This is a genomic window from Flavobacterium endophyticum (genome assembly GCF_003634455.1).
GTDB classification, from domain to species: Bacteria; Bacteroidota; Bacteroidia; order Flavobacteriales; family Flavobacteriaceae; genus Flavobacterium; species Flavobacterium endophyticum.
The window spans coordinates 43145-59050 of record NZ_RBLC01000005.1 but is presented as its reverse complement, the minus strand read 5'-3'; the positions used below and the strand labels follow the sequence as shown (position 1 = coordinate 59050).

At 43.1% G+C, this 15906-nt stretch carries 16 protein-coding genes; 10 read left to right on the top strand and 6 right to left on the bottom strand.

What is annotated here, in order from left to right; all coding sequences use genetic code 11:
* Positions 1–169: 169 nt before the first annotated feature.
* Positions 170–2452 (top strand): beta-glucosidase BglX, encoded by a 2283-nt coding sequence (bglX, locus tag CLV94_RS14845; protein ID WP_121377297.1) that lies wholly within the window; start codon positions 170–172, stop codon positions 2450–2452.
* Between the two features lie 84 nt (positions 2453–2536).
* Here bglX and CLV94_RS14840 read toward each other — a convergent pair whose 3' ends face one another.
* Both CLV94_RS14840 and CLV94_RS14835 read right to left on the bottom strand, forming a co-directional pair.
* Positions 2537–3352, bottom strand: coding sequence for a helix-turn-helix domain-containing protein (locus tag CLV94_RS14840; RefSeq protein WP_121377296.1), 816 nt, complete (start codon positions 3350–3352; stop codon positions 2537–2539).
* A gap of 89 nt (positions 3353–3441) precedes the next feature.
* Positions 3442–4446 (bottom strand): SDR family NAD(P)-dependent oxidoreductase, encoded by a 1005-nt coding sequence (locus tag CLV94_RS14835; protein WP_121377295.1) that lies wholly within the window; start codon positions 4444–4446, stop codon positions 3442–3444.
* A gap of 237 nt (positions 4447–4683) precedes the next feature.
* Between CLV94_RS14835 and CLV94_RS14830 the strand changes: the two genes are divergently transcribed.
* The 4 genes from CLV94_RS14830 (at position 4684) to CLV94_RS14815 (ending at position 7906) form a co-directional block, all read left to right on the top strand.
* Positions 4684–5016, top strand: a complete 333-nt coding sequence (locus tag CLV94_RS14830) for a PadR family transcriptional regulator (protein WP_121377294.1) — start codon at positions 4684–4686, stop codon at positions 5014–5016.
* Positions 5013–5612, top strand: coding sequence for a hypothetical protein (locus CLV94_RS14825; RefSeq protein ID WP_121377293.1), 600 nt, complete (start codon positions 5013–5015; stop codon positions 5610–5612). Before CLV94_RS14830 ends, CLV94_RS14825 begins: the two co-directional genes overlap by 4 nt.
* A gap of 6 nt (positions 5613–5618) precedes the next feature.
* Positions 5619–6938 (top strand): serine hydrolase domain-containing protein, encoded by a 1320-nt coding sequence (locus CLV94_RS14820; RefSeq protein ID WP_121377292.1) that lies wholly within the window; start codon positions 5619–5621, stop codon positions 6936–6938.
* A gap of 176 nt (positions 6939–7114) precedes the next feature.
* Positions 7115–7906, top strand: a complete 792-nt coding sequence (locus tag CLV94_RS14815) for an alpha/beta hydrolase (RefSeq protein WP_121377291.1) — start codon at positions 7115–7117, stop codon at positions 7904–7906.
* 126 nt (positions 7907–8032) lie between these two features.
* On the opposite strand, the gene CLV94_RS14810 is transcribed toward CLV94_RS14815, so the two are convergent.
* Both CLV94_RS14810 and CLV94_RS14805 read right to left on the bottom strand, forming a co-directional pair.
* Complete coding sequence (locus tag CLV94_RS14810) at positions 8033–8749, bottom strand: LytR/AlgR family response regulator transcription factor (protein WP_121377290.1); 717 nt, start codon at positions 8747–8749, stop codon at positions 8033–8035.
* Entirely contained in the window at positions 8746–9816 is a 1071-nt protein-coding gene (locus CLV94_RS14805; RefSeq protein ID WP_121377289.1) for a sensor histidine kinase, read from the bottom strand. The genes CLV94_RS14810 and CLV94_RS14805 overlap by 4 nt, the downstream gene beginning before the upstream one ends.
* A gap of 544 nt (positions 9817–10360) precedes the next feature.
* Between CLV94_RS14805 and CLV94_RS14795 the strand changes: the two genes are divergently transcribed.
* From CLV94_RS14795 to CLV94_RS14775, 5 genes are all read left to right on the top strand, one after another.
* Complete coding sequence (locus tag CLV94_RS14795; protein WP_121377287.1) at positions 10361–10792, top strand: hypothetical protein; 432 nt, start codon at positions 10361–10363, stop codon at positions 10790–10792.
* A gap of 25 nt (positions 10793–10817) precedes the next feature.
* Entirely contained in the window at positions 10818–11132 is a 315-nt protein-coding gene (locus CLV94_RS17205) for a hypothetical protein (protein ID WP_245982597.1), read from the top strand.
* A 110-nt stretch (positions 11133–11242) separates the two neighbouring features.
* Positions 11243–12553 carry a tetratricopeptide repeat-containing sensor histidine kinase gene (locus CLV94_RS14790; protein WP_245982594.1) on the top strand — a complete coding sequence of 437 codons (1311 nt, stop codon included), beginning with the start codon at positions 11243–11245 and terminating at the stop codon, positions 12551–12553.
* A gap of 264 nt (positions 12554–12817) precedes the next feature.
* A complete protein-coding gene (locus CLV94_RS14780; RefSeq protein WP_121377285.1) occupies positions 12818–13438 on the top strand; it encodes a hypothetical protein in 621 nt (206 codons plus the stop codon).
* Between the two features lie 55 nt (positions 13439–13493).
* Complete coding sequence (locus CLV94_RS14775) at positions 13494–13946, top strand: hypothetical protein (protein WP_121377284.1); 453 nt, start codon at positions 13494–13496, stop codon at positions 13944–13946.
* Positions 13947–14047: 101 nt separating this feature from the next.
* Here CLV94_RS14775 and CLV94_RS14770 read toward each other — a convergent pair whose 3' ends face one another.
* On the bottom strand, positions 14048–14656 hold the full coding sequence (locus CLV94_RS14770; RefSeq protein WP_121377480.1) for a DNA-3-methyladenine glycosylase: 609 nt from the start codon (positions 14654–14656) through the stop codon (positions 14048–14050).
* A gap of 244 nt (positions 14657–14900) precedes the next feature.
* A complete protein-coding gene (locus tag CLV94_RS14765) occupies positions 14901–15878 on the bottom strand; it encodes a DUF6268 family outer membrane beta-barrel protein (RefSeq protein ID WP_147406641.1) in 978 nt (325 codons plus the stop codon).
* Positions 15879–15906: the final 28 nt, after the last annotated feature.

Below are 15906 nucleotides of genomic sequence, written 5' to 3'. Positions count from 1 at the left end.
TTTAGTGTAATCTCCTGTGTTATCAAGGTGTTACCTTTTTGAATCACTACTTTTTTACTCGCGTCTTCCCAAACGCAACTATAACGTTATAGTTTTACATTCGAATCTGGATTTTAAGCCAAGATTCAGATGTAAAACCTCCATAAAACCACACTTAGTTTTATTTGTTATGAAAAAAAGTATAATCACATTTTTGACCTGCTGCTTGGGAATCGTATCACAGGCACAGCAATCAAAAGACCCTAAAATGAATGCCTTCATCAACGACCTGATGAAAAAAATGACGGTAGAAGAAAAGCTGGGACAGCTAAACCTTCCAAGCCAAGGCGACATCATTACCGGACTCGGCACTAACGACAACATTGGCGCCAAGATCAGAAAAGGCCAAGTAGGAGGCCTGTTTAATATAAAAGGCGTTGATAAGATCAGAGAAATCCAGCGCATTGCAGTAGAAGAAAGCCGCTTGAAAATCCCGATGCTTTTTGGGATGGATGTAGTGCACGGTTATGAAACTGTATTTCCGATTCCGTTAGGACTGGCGTGTTCTTGGGACATGAATGCTATCGAAGAATCAGCCCGAATTGGAGCAACCGAAGCCAGTGCCGACGGTATCAACTGGACCTTTGCGCCTATGGTGGATATTGCCCGCGACCCGCGTTGGGGACGTGCCTCTGAAGGAAGCGGTGAAGACCCTTTTCTGGGCGGACAGATTGCCAAAGCGATGGTACGAGGATTTCAAGGAAAAGACAACAGCTTTTCGTCGAACACCAACATCATGGCCTGCGTGAAGCATTTCGCCTTGTACGGAGCAGGCGAGGCGGGAAGAGACTACAATACCGTAGACATGAGCCATGTTCGAATGTACAACGACTATTTCTATCCGTATAAAGCAGCAGTAGAACAAGGTGTCGGCAGCGTGATGGCTTCCTTCAATGTTATTGACGCCGTGCCTGCGCATGCTAACAAATGGCTGCTGACGGATGTATTGCGCAAGCAGTGGAACTTTGACGGCTTTACGGTTGCCGATTATGGCGGCGTGAGCGAAGTTGTTGCTCATGGATTGGGCGATTTGCAGACCGCATCTTCGTTAGCGCTAGCTGCCGGCTTGGATATGGACATGGTAAGCGAAGGCTTTCTTACAACGCTCAAAAAGTCATTAGACGAAGGCAAAATCACCGAAGTACAGATTGATACTGCCTGCCGCCGCATATTAGAAGCCAAGTACAAGCTAGGATTGTTTAAAGACCCGTATAAGTTCTGCGATGCCTCTCGTGCCAAAAAACAGATTTTTACTAAAGAACATAGAAGCATAGCCCGCAGGATTGCTTCAGAAAGCTTCGTATTGCTCAAGAACGATAAAAATATCCTTCCGCTGGCGAAAAACAAGACGATAGCAGTAATCGGTCCGCTGGCCGACAGCCGATCGAATATGGTCGGAACCTGGAGCGTTGCCGCCAAGCTAGACAAGCCGTCTTCATTAATCGAAGGATTAAAAGAAGTAGGAGGCAGCCGTACGACCATCCTCTATGCCAAAGGCTCGAACCTGCTTAGCGACCCTAAGATGCAGCAAGATGCCACGATGTTCGGACGCGACATACCGCGCGATAACCGAACAGAAGAAGAACTGACGAAAGAAGCGTTGGCTATTGCCGCAAAAGCCGACGTTATCATTGCGGCCATGGGAGAAGCTTCTGAAATGAGCGGCGAATCCAGCAGCCGTACCGATATTGGTATTCCAGAGGTACAGAAAAGATTGCTGGCCAAATTATTAGAAACAGGCAAGCCCGTTGTCTTGGTGCTTTTTGCCGGACGTCCGATGACTTTGGTCTGGGAACAAGAAAACGTTCCGGCCATCCTAAACGTATGGTTTGGCGGAACCGAAGCAGCACAGGCTATTGGCGATGTCGTATTTGGAAATACCAACCCGAGCGGCAAATTGGTTTCTACTTTCCCAAGAAGCGTGGCGCAGATTCCATTGTACTACAACCATCTGAATACAGGAAGGCCAGCCTCTGATAAAGGGTTTGAGAAATTCCGAAGCAATTATATGGACGAGAAAAATGGGCCGCTGTATCCGTTCGGATTCGGATTAAGCTATACGCAATTTGAATACAGCGACATCAAGCTCAACAAAACAGACCTAGATGCGAGCGGAACGATAACTGCAACCGTTACGGTAAAGAATACAGGAAAGACAGAAGGTGCCGAAGTCGTGCAGCTGTACATAAGAGACTTGGTCGGCAGTATTTCAAGACCCTTAAAGGAATTAAAAGGCTTTGAAAAGATCAAGCTGAAGGCAGGCGAGTCAAAAACTGTCAGCTTTACCATAAACACCGAATTATTAAAATTCTACAATTCCAATATCGAATATGTAGCAGAGCCGGGAGAATTTGAAGTCATGATTGGCACCAACAGCCAAGACGTCAAAACGGCCCGATTTAATCTAAAATAACCGTTTTCATTATAGTTATTTTTTTGTGATGGAAATAGCCTGTAATTGCTTACAGGCTATTTTGTTGTATGCTATAAGCGCGGTCTAGCTAAAGTGCGCGGGTACTCGGGCAGGCGATACGCCATATTTCTTTTTAAAAGCGAAAGAAAAATGCGATAAGTCTTCAAAACCGACTTCGAGATAGACTTCGGTCGGTTTTTTCTTTTTTTCGACCAGCTGATAATAGGCCAGCTCGAGCCTTTTTTCCGTCAGCCACTTTTGAGGCGTTGCCTTGAAATGCTTTTTAAAATCCCTGTTGAAAGTAGACAAGCTCCGTCCGGTCAGGTAGCCTAGTTTCTCCATAGGCATGTTGAACATGAAATGGCGCTGCATAAAATCGACCAAGTCAATTTTGCCAGGCTCGTCAAAATTAGCGAGTACGCTGTCTACGTCGCTATCAATCGCTCTTAGGATACTGATGGCTTCCGTAATTTTTAGAGAAGCGATGTTTTCAGGAAATGTTCCTTCCATATCAAAATAAGGAATCACAGAAGCAAGGCAGCTTTCCAGTAGCGGATGGTTCTTAAAGCTATATATTTTCTGCGAAGGTTTTATCCTGCTGTCGATCTCGATCTTTTCATAGAACTTCTTTAATCGTTCTGTCGAAAGGTGCATGACCACTGTCTTATGCGGCTGTCCGTTTTTTGGATAATTGATGACCGTAGCCAATACGTTTCTCGGAATCAGGAAAATGTCGCCTTCCTTAAAGTGGAAAACCGCATCCGCCTGTATGATTTTAGTTTCTCCCGAAATAAACCAGATGAGCATGTGGTCCTCAAAAATCAAGTCCGATTTAAAAAGCTTGTCCTCATAGCAGGAGAGCTTGATATCGCGCGTCAGGTATTTAGATATAGGATCCATAAATAAGCAAGTTCAGGAATTTCGCCAACCCAAAGATACTAAACCCAAAAATTAATCCGATGGATTGGCGGTAAGAATACATTCCTGTATTAGTCGATTTTAAAAGATACTCCCGTCATTTCCTCACTTGCTTCCCACAATCTTGCAGCGTTGCTTTTATCGAGCGAATACAAACGTACGCCATTTGAAGTTCCTGCAGCGGCACTGTCGTCAAGCAATTCGGCAACTTCCACATCTTCGCAATAAACGCCTCCGATAGACTCAAGTAACGGACTTGTCGCACACCAGACAGTGGTAGCCGCGCCCTGCGGAATCGTTTTCAGGCTTGCCGCTACTTCTGGAAAAATATTGCCGTCGGCATCGCAGAAGCCCATCTTTTGGAATAGCTCTAAAGGCGCTTCCCTTCCTAATTCCGTTCCACCTATGGAGCCGGGGTGTAATGAATAGGCTCGTATGCCGAATTTTTGCGCTCGGCTGTCTAATTCAAGAGAAAACAAGTTGGTCGCTGTTTTTGACTGTCCGTACGCCTGCAGCGTTTCGTATTCCCTATAAAGGAAATTAGGGTCGTCAAAATCAAAAGGAGCTATGTGGTGTCCCAAAGACGATACATTGACTACTCTTGCTCCGTTTGCTTTTTTTAGGGCAGGAAACAGTCTTGCCGTAAGGTGGAAAGTACCTAGATAATTAGTAGCCAATTGCGACTCGAAGCCGCGGCTGTCCCTACGAAGCGGTACCCACATGATGCCTGCATTGTTGATCAGCAGATGCAAAGGCCTGCCCGACGTCAAGAATTTTGCAACAAAGGCATCAATAGAAGCAGGGTCTATGACATCGAGCGCTTCGACTTCTATATTATTAATACCTAGCAAGTTTCTTTTGGCTTTTTCGATATCTCTTGCCGGCACGATTACCGTGGCTCCGGCAGCAGCCAGCGTTTTTGTGGTTTCCAAGCCAATGCCCGTGTTTCCTCCTGTCACAATTGCGATTTTTCCTGTAAGGTCAATGCCTTTAATAACATCGCTTGCCGTCGATGCTGCATTGTAGCCAGAACCTATCGGCTTTTGTAATGTTCCTTGATACTTGTCGTGTCTCATTTTTAATTGTATTACTGTTATGAGGCAAAATTAGATACACGACAGTCTTATGACTTTGTTTTAAAAGTCAATTTAGTTTGTTTAGAATGTCATCTGGATGGAGGATTATGGTGTTATATCTACTTGCCTTGGGAAATTTTTGATTTTAGAGGGTTGATTTTGGGGTGTTTGCGTAAAGTTTTTAAATTTTAAACCAAATACATTGTATAACAATGTATTTGGTTGTATGTTTGTCTCATGGAAGAAAACTTTACAACCAAATGGATATCGCAGCTCAAGAAAGGCACTCTGTCCTTCTTGGTGCTTAGTATTTTGAAAGACGAGAAGGAATACTACGGATACGACCTCATCAACGAGATAAAGAAAAAAACGAGCATCGACATTGCCGAAGGCACGCTTTATCCCTTGATGAACCGACTAAAAAAGGAAGATTTAGTGGCCTCGCAATGGGTCGAGCAGGAGTCCGGAATTCCCCGGAAATATTATAAGATTACTCCGCTGGGACTGGCTACCGTTACCGAAATGAAAAATTATTGGGACAACCTCAATGCAACAATCAATCTGATATGAAATTCAAAGAAATAGAATTTAAGGACCAAAGCGCAAAAAGAATCTACCTCGATTATGTGTCAAGAGTCCAGCACGCCACAAAAGTGCTGAACAAAGAAAACCAGCAGGAAGTACTGTTGGAAATCAACAGCCATATTTATGAAAGCCTTAGCGATTATCCTGAAAACGGAAAAGGGGAGGTCGAAAGATTGCTGGACAGTCTTGACAAGCTAGGGCAGCCAGAGGTTTTCCTAAAGCCTTTGGTGGCAGAGAAGAAATTAGATGAAGCCACAAAAACCTTTAATCCCGTCAAGATTGTCAAAGCACTGGCGTTGAATATCGGAAATGGTATTTCGTATGCCGTTTTTGCGGTACTCTATCTGTTACTGTTTGGCTTTCTTTTCCTGATTATAGCCAAGATTGCCGACCCGCAAAACGTAGGACTGTTTTACCGTCCGAACCAAGTTTTTATTCTCGGCTATTACAGCAAAAATGGAATCAGCTATACTGCCTACGAACAGCTGGGCAACTGGTTTATACCCTTGATGCTAGCGCTCGCTGTCTTCTTTTACCTGCTTATCACGCTACTACTACGATTAAAAAGAACCTTGAAATAATATACAATGACTAAAAAAAACATAGCAGGACTATTGTGCTGCTTTATCTCATGCCTTGCATCTGCGCAAAAGATAGACACGCAGCAACTCGACCGTTATTTTAACGCGTTGGAAGAAAACAACAAATTTATGGGCAGCGTTGCCGTTTCGCAAGATGGCAAGATCATCTATGCCAAGGCCATCGGTTTTTCTGATCTTGAAAACAATACGAAAGCCAATACGGCTACCAAATACAGGATCGGTTCTATCTCGAAGACCTTTACGTCGGTTTTGGTCTTGAAGGCCTTTGAAGATAAAAAGCTGGACTTGGATACCACGATAGAAACGTTTTTTCCGTCCATCAAAAACGCCAACAAGATTACGATACGCCAGCTGCTTAGGCACCGAAGCGGTATCTATAATTTTACGGATGATGAAGAGTTTAAGATATGGAAAACGCAAGCTAAGACCGAAAAAGAAATGGTAGCGATTATCGCAAAAGGAGGAAGCGATTTTGAGCCGGATACACAAGCTGCCTACAGCAATTCAAATTATGTATTGCTGACGTATATTTTGGAGAAGACGTATAAAAAGCCATATTCTGAGTTGCTGAAAACGTATATTGCAAAGCCTGCCGGACTGAAAAATACCTATTTTGGTGGGAAGATCAATACGAAGAACAATGAAGCCGTATCGTATACGTTTGCCGATGGCTGGAAGTTAGAATCAGAAACAGATAGCTCGATACCTTTAGGCTCTGGAGGAATTGTTTCTACGCCGAGCGACCTCGTACACTTCAGCGATGCGCTTTTTACTGGGAAATTGCTAAAAAAGGAAACCTTGGAACTGATGAAGACCATCAAGGATACTTACGGCATGGGACTTTTACAGCTTCCGTTTTATGAAGACATAGCTTACGGACATCGTGGAGGGATTGATAAATTTACTTCTGTCTTTTCGTATTCTTCCGATAAAAAGCTCTCCTTTGCCCTGACCTCGAACGGATCCAACTACAACGGTAATGAAATTCCTGTTGTCGTGCTGAGCGCAGTCTATGGAAAGCCGTTTGATATTCCGGAATTCAAGACCTTCCAAAACAATCCTGAAGACCTTGAAAAATATGTCGGGACCTATGCGTCGAGTCAGCTCCCGTTCAAATTAACCGTATCAAAAGAAGGCAAGATGCTTGTAGCACAGGCTTCTGGACAAGCCCCGTTACAGTTAGAAGGCATTGAAAAGGACAAGTTTGCTTTTGAAAAGGCAGGAATCATTTTGGAATTCAATCCAGCAGAAAAGGCCATGGTGCTAAAACAAGGCGGCGGAGAATTTGCATTTGTGAAGGAATAAAGGCATTCGCATAGAGCTGTTTTTTTTCGTATTTTTAAGAGGAATAAGCCTTAATTATTAATAATTTTTATAACTGTAAAATATTATTAATTTGACTTATGAGCAGATAGCAGGTAATTTTGCCCTGTATTTCAAATACAAACAAATAAATGTATCTATCTTAAATCTTTAAAAAAATGAAAACAAGACTTTCCTTCCAAAAAATCAAAGCTGTATTTTTTACGGCTGTCATTATGAGCTTGTTCGGCTATGCTCCAAAAGCAATGGCACAGACAGGACAAACGGTTAAAAACGTTGTATTGGTCCATGGGGCTTTTGCAGACGGTTCAGGCTATAATGCGCTGTACGATATTCTTACGAAAAGAGGATATAACGTTACAGTCGTGCAAAATCCGCTAAGCTCGCTGGCTGCCGATGTTGAGGCTACGCTTGCCGCATTAGACAGACAAGACGGACCAACGATCTTGGCAGGGCACTCTTATGGTGGCTCGGTCATCACGCAAGCGGGTTCTCATAAAAATGTAGCCGCATTGGTTTATATCGCCGCCTTTCAGCCGGATAATGGAGAGTCTGCGTTGGATTGGGCACAAAAACTGCCACCTGCGCCAGAAAACGGAATCTTGCCTCCAGATGAAAAAGGCGTGCTTTATTATGACAAGGCAAAATACCATGCTGGCTTTTGTGCCGACATTCCTAAAGAGAAAGCCGATTTTATGTATGCTTCACAAGGAAGGTTCTTTGCTCAAGCGATTGCTGCCAAGATAACCGACGCCGCATGGAAAACAAAACCTTCTTACGGAATAGTAGCTACTCAAGATAAAAGCATATTGCCAGAAATACAGCGTACTATGTATAAAAGATCGAATGCCAAAATCACCGAAATAAAAGGAAGCCACGTCGTGTTTATATCGCAGCCGCAGGCCGTTGCTGATGTCATCATCAAGGCATCAAAAGAAGTAAAAAAATAATAAAGCTAACGCAAGGCTTCAGGAGTCTTGCCTTATAAATCTAAAAAAGAAGAACGGGCCTGTATAGACCCGTTCTTCTTTTTTTATGCAGCCCATAAGACCGCCATTGAAAGCCATACTTGCTCGTTAAATAGGCGGAAGGTTCTTGCCCAGATATGACTCGACAAAATCCTTTTTGTAGACTTCGCCTATCGGTATTTCGATAGTATTGATATAGATGGTATGCGTATCAAAAGAAGTGATATGCTCGGTATTGACCACAAACGATTTGCTGACCCTCATAAAATGGTCGGAAGCAATCAGCTCGTGCACAGTCTTGAGGTTCATTCCGGCAATAATCTTGTTGTTTTCGAGATGGATCACGGCAAAATCTTTGAGTCCCTCGAGGTACAGTATATTCTTATAGGTAATCTTATGGTAGCGTCGGTCTGCCTTGATAATCATAAACTCCTTTTCCATTTTTTCGGGAGCCGGCTGGCTGCCGTTGAGAAATTGGTGATAGGCGGTCGCTTTCTGCAACGCTTTTTCCAGGCGTTCTTGAGATATCGGCTTCAGCAGGTAATCGATGGCATCTACAGAATAGCTGTCGAAAGCATACTGCGGAAAGGCCGTCGTGAAAATAATCAATGTCTCTTTTGGGACTTTTGCGGCAAACTCCAAGCCCGTCAGTCCCGGCATTTCGATGTCGAGGAAAATAAGATCGGTGTGGTTGCCTGTCAAGTATTCCAATGCCTTGTCGGCGCTGTTGAATACTTCGCTTATCTCGATGCCTCCAATGGCTTGCAAGTGGAGCAGGAGGCCCTTGCGTGCCAAAGGCTCATCATCTACTATAATGCATTTCATAACGGTATGGTTAAGGTGACTTTATACAATTCTTTGGTTTCATATAATTCCAGGTCATGCCTGCCTTCGTACAAAAGGTCGAGCCTTCTTCGGATGTTGGCTAATCCGAGCCCGCCTGCTTCCTGCCGAGGCGAGATAACTTTGGATTTGGTATTCTGACAGGTAAAGACCAGCTTGTCCTTGCTCGATTCAAACGATAGGCTGACATTCGAAGGGGCATTCGCTGTCTTGCTGTGCTTGGCCGCATTTTCTACAAAAATAAGGAAGAGGTTAGGCGGAATCGACATCAAGGCGGTTTCTTCGGGTGAATGGTTTTCAATCGAAAAGCTGAAATCGTCTCTTCGGATGTTTTCCAGTTCCAAGAAATTCGTAAGGAACTTGATCTCCGATTGCAAGGATACCGTGTTCTTATTGTTGTCATAGAGCAGATAACGCAGGAATCCGGATAGCTTCATGATGATTACCGAAGCAATTTTAGGTTCCGTAAAAACAAGCGTATTTACGTTATTGAGCATGTTGAATAGGAAGTGCGGATTGAGCTGGTTTTTTAGCTCGCCCAGTTCTGCCTCTAGCGAGCTTTTTTTCAAGTCGCTCATGCGCACGGCATCCCTGCGGCCACGCTGGAACAGCTTTATGCTGGTGGAAGCTAGCATGACAATAATCCATAGGTTTGTATGGTCTATGATAGCCATAAACAGGCTTGAATTTTCCTGTTCTTTGAAACTTCTGTATCCTTCGAACTTGTACTGCAAGGTGCCTTCGATGCCTACATAAAACAGGATGATCATAGAAATGAGTACCAGCAGATACTGCAGGTATTTTTCTTTAAAGAGGAGCCTGGGTACCAGTACGTACATGTTCAGGTAGACCAGCAGTGCAAACGACAATGTATTTGCTACCCTGAGATAAAAGGCATAATTGCCCGTAAGCTCTATCGGTCCCATGGGCTGGCTGAATTCGGTCAGGATAAGATACAGCCATATCACCAGGTGTCTGTAGATGCGGTAGCGCTTTTCTATTAAAAAATTAACCATCGGGCTCGGCTGGGAGGATAGTTCTTTTGCCATCAGTCTATTTTTTTGTAAAGGAACTAAAAAAGCAGGCTTGTTTGTAGTTTCTATACCAACCTTATGGTTTTCTCTACCAACCCGGCCTGTTTTTGGGATGAAAGCGGAGTAGTATATGTCCTAGCGTTTTAGTAAGTAGTAGCTATGTAGCAGTTTCGTTGCACTCTTGTTCGGGTTTAGCCCTGTTTTTGGCATATAAACCAAAGGAGGATCGGAAGGAGGATCGGAAGGAGACTGGGAGAAAACTGGGAGAAAACTGCCAGAACATACGGTATGGATACGGTATAGCTACGGTATGGCTACGCTTTGGCTGCGGAATAGCCGATGTACATGACGGGGTAATACAGGAGTTGGAATTGGCCTCAAGTAGGAAGGCAATTGTATAGGAAAGAAGCATAAAGATAGGTGTTTTTGTTGTTTTGTAGCTAACTTGTTGATATTATTTTGTATAGCCTTTTTTGATGATATTGTTTTAACATAATTAAGTAAGATTTTTATGTAAAAAATGTTACATTTGGTATACCAAATCTAAACAACATACACTATGGGTATTATTATATCGAAACTGGCCTTGAGCCAAACGAATACGGTTCCTTTTGAAATTGACCTTAGAGATTCTGACTATCCTATCGCGCCGTTGGTATTTGCCGAAAATACGGCAGAGCAAGACACTTTCCGATTGCGGATTATTGCTTGTATTCCTTCTGATATCACGTTGCCGCCTACCTTTTTGGTAGAGGAGGACGGCAATCCGGTCAAAGTGAGCATTGCCGGAGGGCAGACGGTCTCGGCTCGCAGCTTTATTATAGAGTATGATGATTCTACCAGCACGCCCGAACAGCAATTTACGCTGTGGAGTATTGTTGTAGAATACAGCCTGAGAGGTATGGCTTCTGTAGATTATATTCTTACCCGTCTTAGAAACATTGACCCAAAAACATCAAGGGGTACTGTGACGACCGTGCAGGAAGCCTAAGGTTTTTGAAAAAAACAACCTACCCATGCTAAAACCTACTATTTTTTACTGCTTCTTTTTTATGCTGTTCTGTTCTTCTATGCTGTCCCAAGAAGAATCGGAAATGAAGACGTTTGTCGGAGAGATGAAAAAGAAATCGCAAGCCCATAAGGACGCGATTAATTTTAGAAAAGCACAATCTTTTTTTCTTACGAAAGAATGGGACTCGACCTTGTTTTATTCTATGAAACAGCTGGATGCTGCACCTGTGGCCGAATTGGATGATTATTGCCATTTCTTCAGGGGCGTGAGTTTTAAAAAAAAAAGCTTTTTGACGGAGCCAAGAAAGAGTTCTATCTGATCTCGAAATCCTTTCCGTTTTACTATAAAGTCAAGACGCACCTGGGAGAAATCTTTCTGGAACAGGAAAACTATTCTAAGGCGATTGACTATTTCAAGGAAGTAGAGGAATTGCCTAACAAGGAGCGTTATGATTTCAAGGCAAGCGCGCTGTATCATAACTTGGGAATTTCTTATTTCCATATGGAGCAGTATGCCGAAGCAGAGAAATACCTCTTCCGCAGCTTGGAACTGCAGGAAAGGGATAAAGATACTGTTAGGATGGTCAGTTCGTATATGGACATTGCGAATTTGTATTATGCGCAGTATAAGGACAATGAGGCAATACCGTATTTTGAGAAGGCCTACCAACTGTCTAAAAAAACCAAAGACTTTGAACTGAAACAGAACTCGGCCTTAAATATGGCAGTGATGGAGGAGAACCGGAAGCAGTTTTCTAGGTCATTGGAATACCGCAAGGAGTATGAGAGCTGGAGGGATTCGCTAAACAACCAAAACAAGATATGGGCGCTGGCGGAACTGGAAAAGGAGTATGCGGTAACCGAAAAGGAAAAGGAAATCAAGGTGCTGAGAACGGAGAACAAACTGAAGATTGCCGAGCGCAATGCCTTGCTGCTTTCGTCTGTTTTCTTGATGGTGCTGTTTGGTGCGGGGACTTATTTCTTTAGGCAAAAGATAAAAAGCAACCGAATCATACTATCGCAGAAGAAGAATCTCGACCTGTTGAACCTGACGAAGGATAAGTTATTTTCGATCGTAAGCCACGACTTGAGGTCGTCTGTAAATGCCCTGAAAACGAGCAATAAGCAGTTGTTTGAGCAATTGGAAGCAAAGAGCTGGGCCCAACTGGATAAGCTCTTGCAAAGCAACAGCTCGATCACCAACAGCATCTATAATTTGCTGGATAACTTGCTGAACTGGTCGATGCTGCAGACCAAGCAGCTGTATTTTAATATAGAGGCTATACACCTGCCATCGGTCGTACAGCAGGTAGCTTATAATTATAAGCCGTTGATGGCCTATAAAAACATTGCGTTTGAATATGCTATTCCGACTGGTATGTATGTACAGGCCGATCTGGATTCGGTCAAGATTATCTTGAGGAATTTGTTGGACAATGCCATCAAGTTTTCTAAAGAAAAGGGCATAATAAAAGTATATTGCGAGGCTGGGGCAGCAGATTCTTGTCATCTGGTCGTAGAAGATTTGGGAGTAGGCATGCCGGAAGAAACCCGAGAAGAACTGCTACGGGAGTCGATACTGCTCAACAAGAAAAAAGGGCAAAACGAGATTGTAGGTACGGGATTAGGGCTGCAGCTGTGCAAAGAAATGGTGAAGAAAAATAACGGGCTGTTGTTGATAGAAAGCCAAGAGAATATAGGAACCAAAATTATAATTCAATTACCCAAAACAGCAAAATGATGGAAGTCATCCATTGAAAGTATTTTGGCAGAAGACAATCATTTTGTAAAAGCGCCTGCTATTCATGCTGTGTTTGGCAGGCCTTATAGCAATGAATAGGCATTTTGTTACATTCTATTCTTCTTGCTTTATTTTTGAGAGTAGTATTGCGTTACAGAATAGAATCCAGCATGCCCAAATATCTTTTCTTCAAAACAGAAAAATTGAAAACAAAACAGAACAAACAATCTTACAACTATTTTTTAACCCCTAAAATATAATCACATGGACAGGATTAGATTAAACTTTATCAACAGATCAAATGATACCAATAATAGCAGTGTCGTGATTTTTCAACAAAATGTGGCAGAAGATTTCGGAGAACTTGCCATAGCGTGGAAAGTAATCGAAAATTGCGGACGGCTTGACAACCATCCTTTTGTCTTCCCGTTACTTTTCAGCGTATCGGCAAGCGATTCTTATGGAAATTATACGCCGCTGCTTACGGCTTATGATGGACAGGCTTTTGATATGATAAAAAGCACTTCAGGAGATATCCTCCAACTGTCTTCGACTCCTGCGACAAGTCCGACAGAAGTTGAAGTAAGAAACCAGTTAATACAAGGCGCTATTAATGCCAACTGCTACAAAGACGGCAAATTGCTGGCTACCAAAACAAGATTGGCGCCAGGGCAAAAAGCAGTGTTTGAATTCCAACCTAGGATTTATATAGGAGTTGTTTCTCAGATTCGAGAAGGTGAGGTGATGAATTCGGCTATTATCTCTCAAATCAACTCGGAAATCAACTTGTTCGGCATCATAAGTGCGGATATCGTAATGACAGGAGGCGGTCCTGGCAAATCGTCTCCGGCATTTAGCTTTACATTGGAAAATATCAACAAATAATTTCGATACAATCATAACCGATACACAATTACTAAGGAACTTAAAAATACATACAATGGAAAATATAGAAGAAAGCACTTGGTATACGGGCGACTGGCGACCTGATGGCAACAATCCCCAAGCCCCTTATAATGGACTGAAAATTGTGGCAACAGCAAATTATAGCGAAAAAACCAATCCGCCAACTGCAAGAAAATTAGTTTCTGTAGACTTGGAGGTAGTAGACTACACCTACAATCCGAATGGGGTATCGAGTTCCTTGCAACTGACTAAATCGGCTGTATGGTATGCTATTCCGATACCACCAGATACTACAGTATCGCCGCCAGAACCCAATATGCAGTTTACGGTGGTCGGTGTAGGCGGCAATCTGCTAGGCCATATAAGGTTAGACGACACGCCAAGAGGTAGTTTCGTCAACATCCAATTTAGTTATGGGCCAACGAGTAGGAAAAGAGAAGAAATCGGCTATATCATGAGGTTTCCGAATCAGGACGACACTATTTAAGTAGAAGGATAACCTTTCTGTTTTCCGCAAGCCAAAAAGCCCATTATAGATGGGCTTTTTTAGTATAAGGGTTTGTATAAAGCTAAGAGTACAGCGCTTGTTTAAAGAACTTTGTTCGGCTTGCTCACATATTTATTGCCTATCACAAAAAACCGCCAAGGCAAAAGCGCGTGCTCTTGTGCATAGGCAACGCCTACACGAGGTGCTGCTGCAATTTCATCGGCCGTATAGCGAATACCATGGTCTTCAATCCAAATTTCTTCTCCAGTTAATTCTTTTTTATTAAAAGAATGGTCAATACCCAAAGCTTTAGCGGCAGAGCCAGGGCCGGAGGAAATAGCTGCTTTTGTCGCGGGCATCGTCCGTCTGAGCTCTATGGTTTCTATGCCGATGAGCGGTTCGATAGCTCTTATCAGTACCGCATGGGGCTCTCCCAGACCAGAACTCACAACATTGAAGAGATGGTGTATGCCGTAACACAGATAGACATAGGAAACGCCGCCTTCGCTATAGAGTGTCTCTGTTCGATTGGTACGCCGGCCACCATAGGCATGCGATGCCTTGTCCTGTACGCCAAAATAGGCTTCGGTTTCTACGATTATGCCTGCCGTTACCTTTCCATCAATTTGAGTAAAAAGTACTTTTCCCAAAAGGTCTTTGGCTAAAAAGATTACATCTTGATTGAGATAATAGGAGAGTTGTAGCTTCAAAATCAATTTATTTATTGTTTCGTAAATAGAGGATAGTTGATATAAAATTCCCATCGGAAGGGTCAAGAACTACTATCGACACAAAGGTATCGCAACCTCGGAGACATTTCTAACGGATGAAGGTAAAAAGTTATTCTGAACTAAAGGTGCTTCTGTTTTCAAATCTCACTTTTCTTTGTCTACATTAGTAAAAGAAAAAGCCACTCAAAAGAGTGGCTTTTTCAACTATAGTAAGCAAACAGTCCTAAAATGGATTATACGAAAAACCAATATTAAAATAGCCGTTCATATCTTGCTTTACTTCAAGATTGTCTTTGTCGCGCCTTTCGCCTCGTTCAGATAACTGACCTCCAAAGATGTTGGCAACGCCGCCTCTAAAGGTTGCGATCAAGCTTTTGTTGAGGTGGTATTCATAAATAAAGCCTGTCTTGACTTCGTTTCGGCTAAAGCTGTTTACGTTGGCAAAACCGGATTGGCTGGTGTAGGTGTAAAAACCTTCGCTTTCGAAAGCACTTCCTAACGACAGCCTGCCGTTTTCAAGCAGCGGCCTTCTCATGTAGATATATCTTGGAACGATGAGGTCGAGTGTCCAAGCGGATCCTGCAAACTTGTGTTCGTAGGTGAAAACAGGCAGGGCCGGAAATTGGGAGGCGGGATCGACAAAGGCGACAAAACCTGCCCCGATGGTAGTCCTTTCGTTTTTCTTTAGGATGAGGGTGGTGAGAATCATACCTGTAATTCGTTCATAGCCTTCGTCTGAGCCGTCTGCAGTGACCGTGGCATTGAACATCACGGGCTTCTTAAAGAGCATCGAGAACTTGGTATAGCTGAGCGAGGTAGAGAAAAAGTGGTAGTCTTCGCTTTTGGTCAGCGGAAAGTCTTGGAAGTCTTCTGATACATTCCTGACTTTTTCTATGTCGAATGATTCCAGCTTGTATCTTGCCGATGCGGTTATCGACCAGGTTGGTTTTTTAATCAGCTGTACGTTCATTGCGGCCTTGAATCTTCTTTGGCTTTTGATGGTACCTTCTTCAAGGTCTTTTCTTTTGTATTCAGAATCATAGTCCGTTTCTGAAAACTGCTCGTACTGGAGGTCGAGGAATCGCGTGGTCGGAAACTTGTTGGTAATTGCCTTGCCGGCTCTTTTCTTGATAGAATCGGATTGGGTTTGCGCCGAAACAGACATGACGGGCAAGAGGAGAAGCACAAAAACATTTTTCATAGTTTATAATTTTAGGGGTTAATAATAC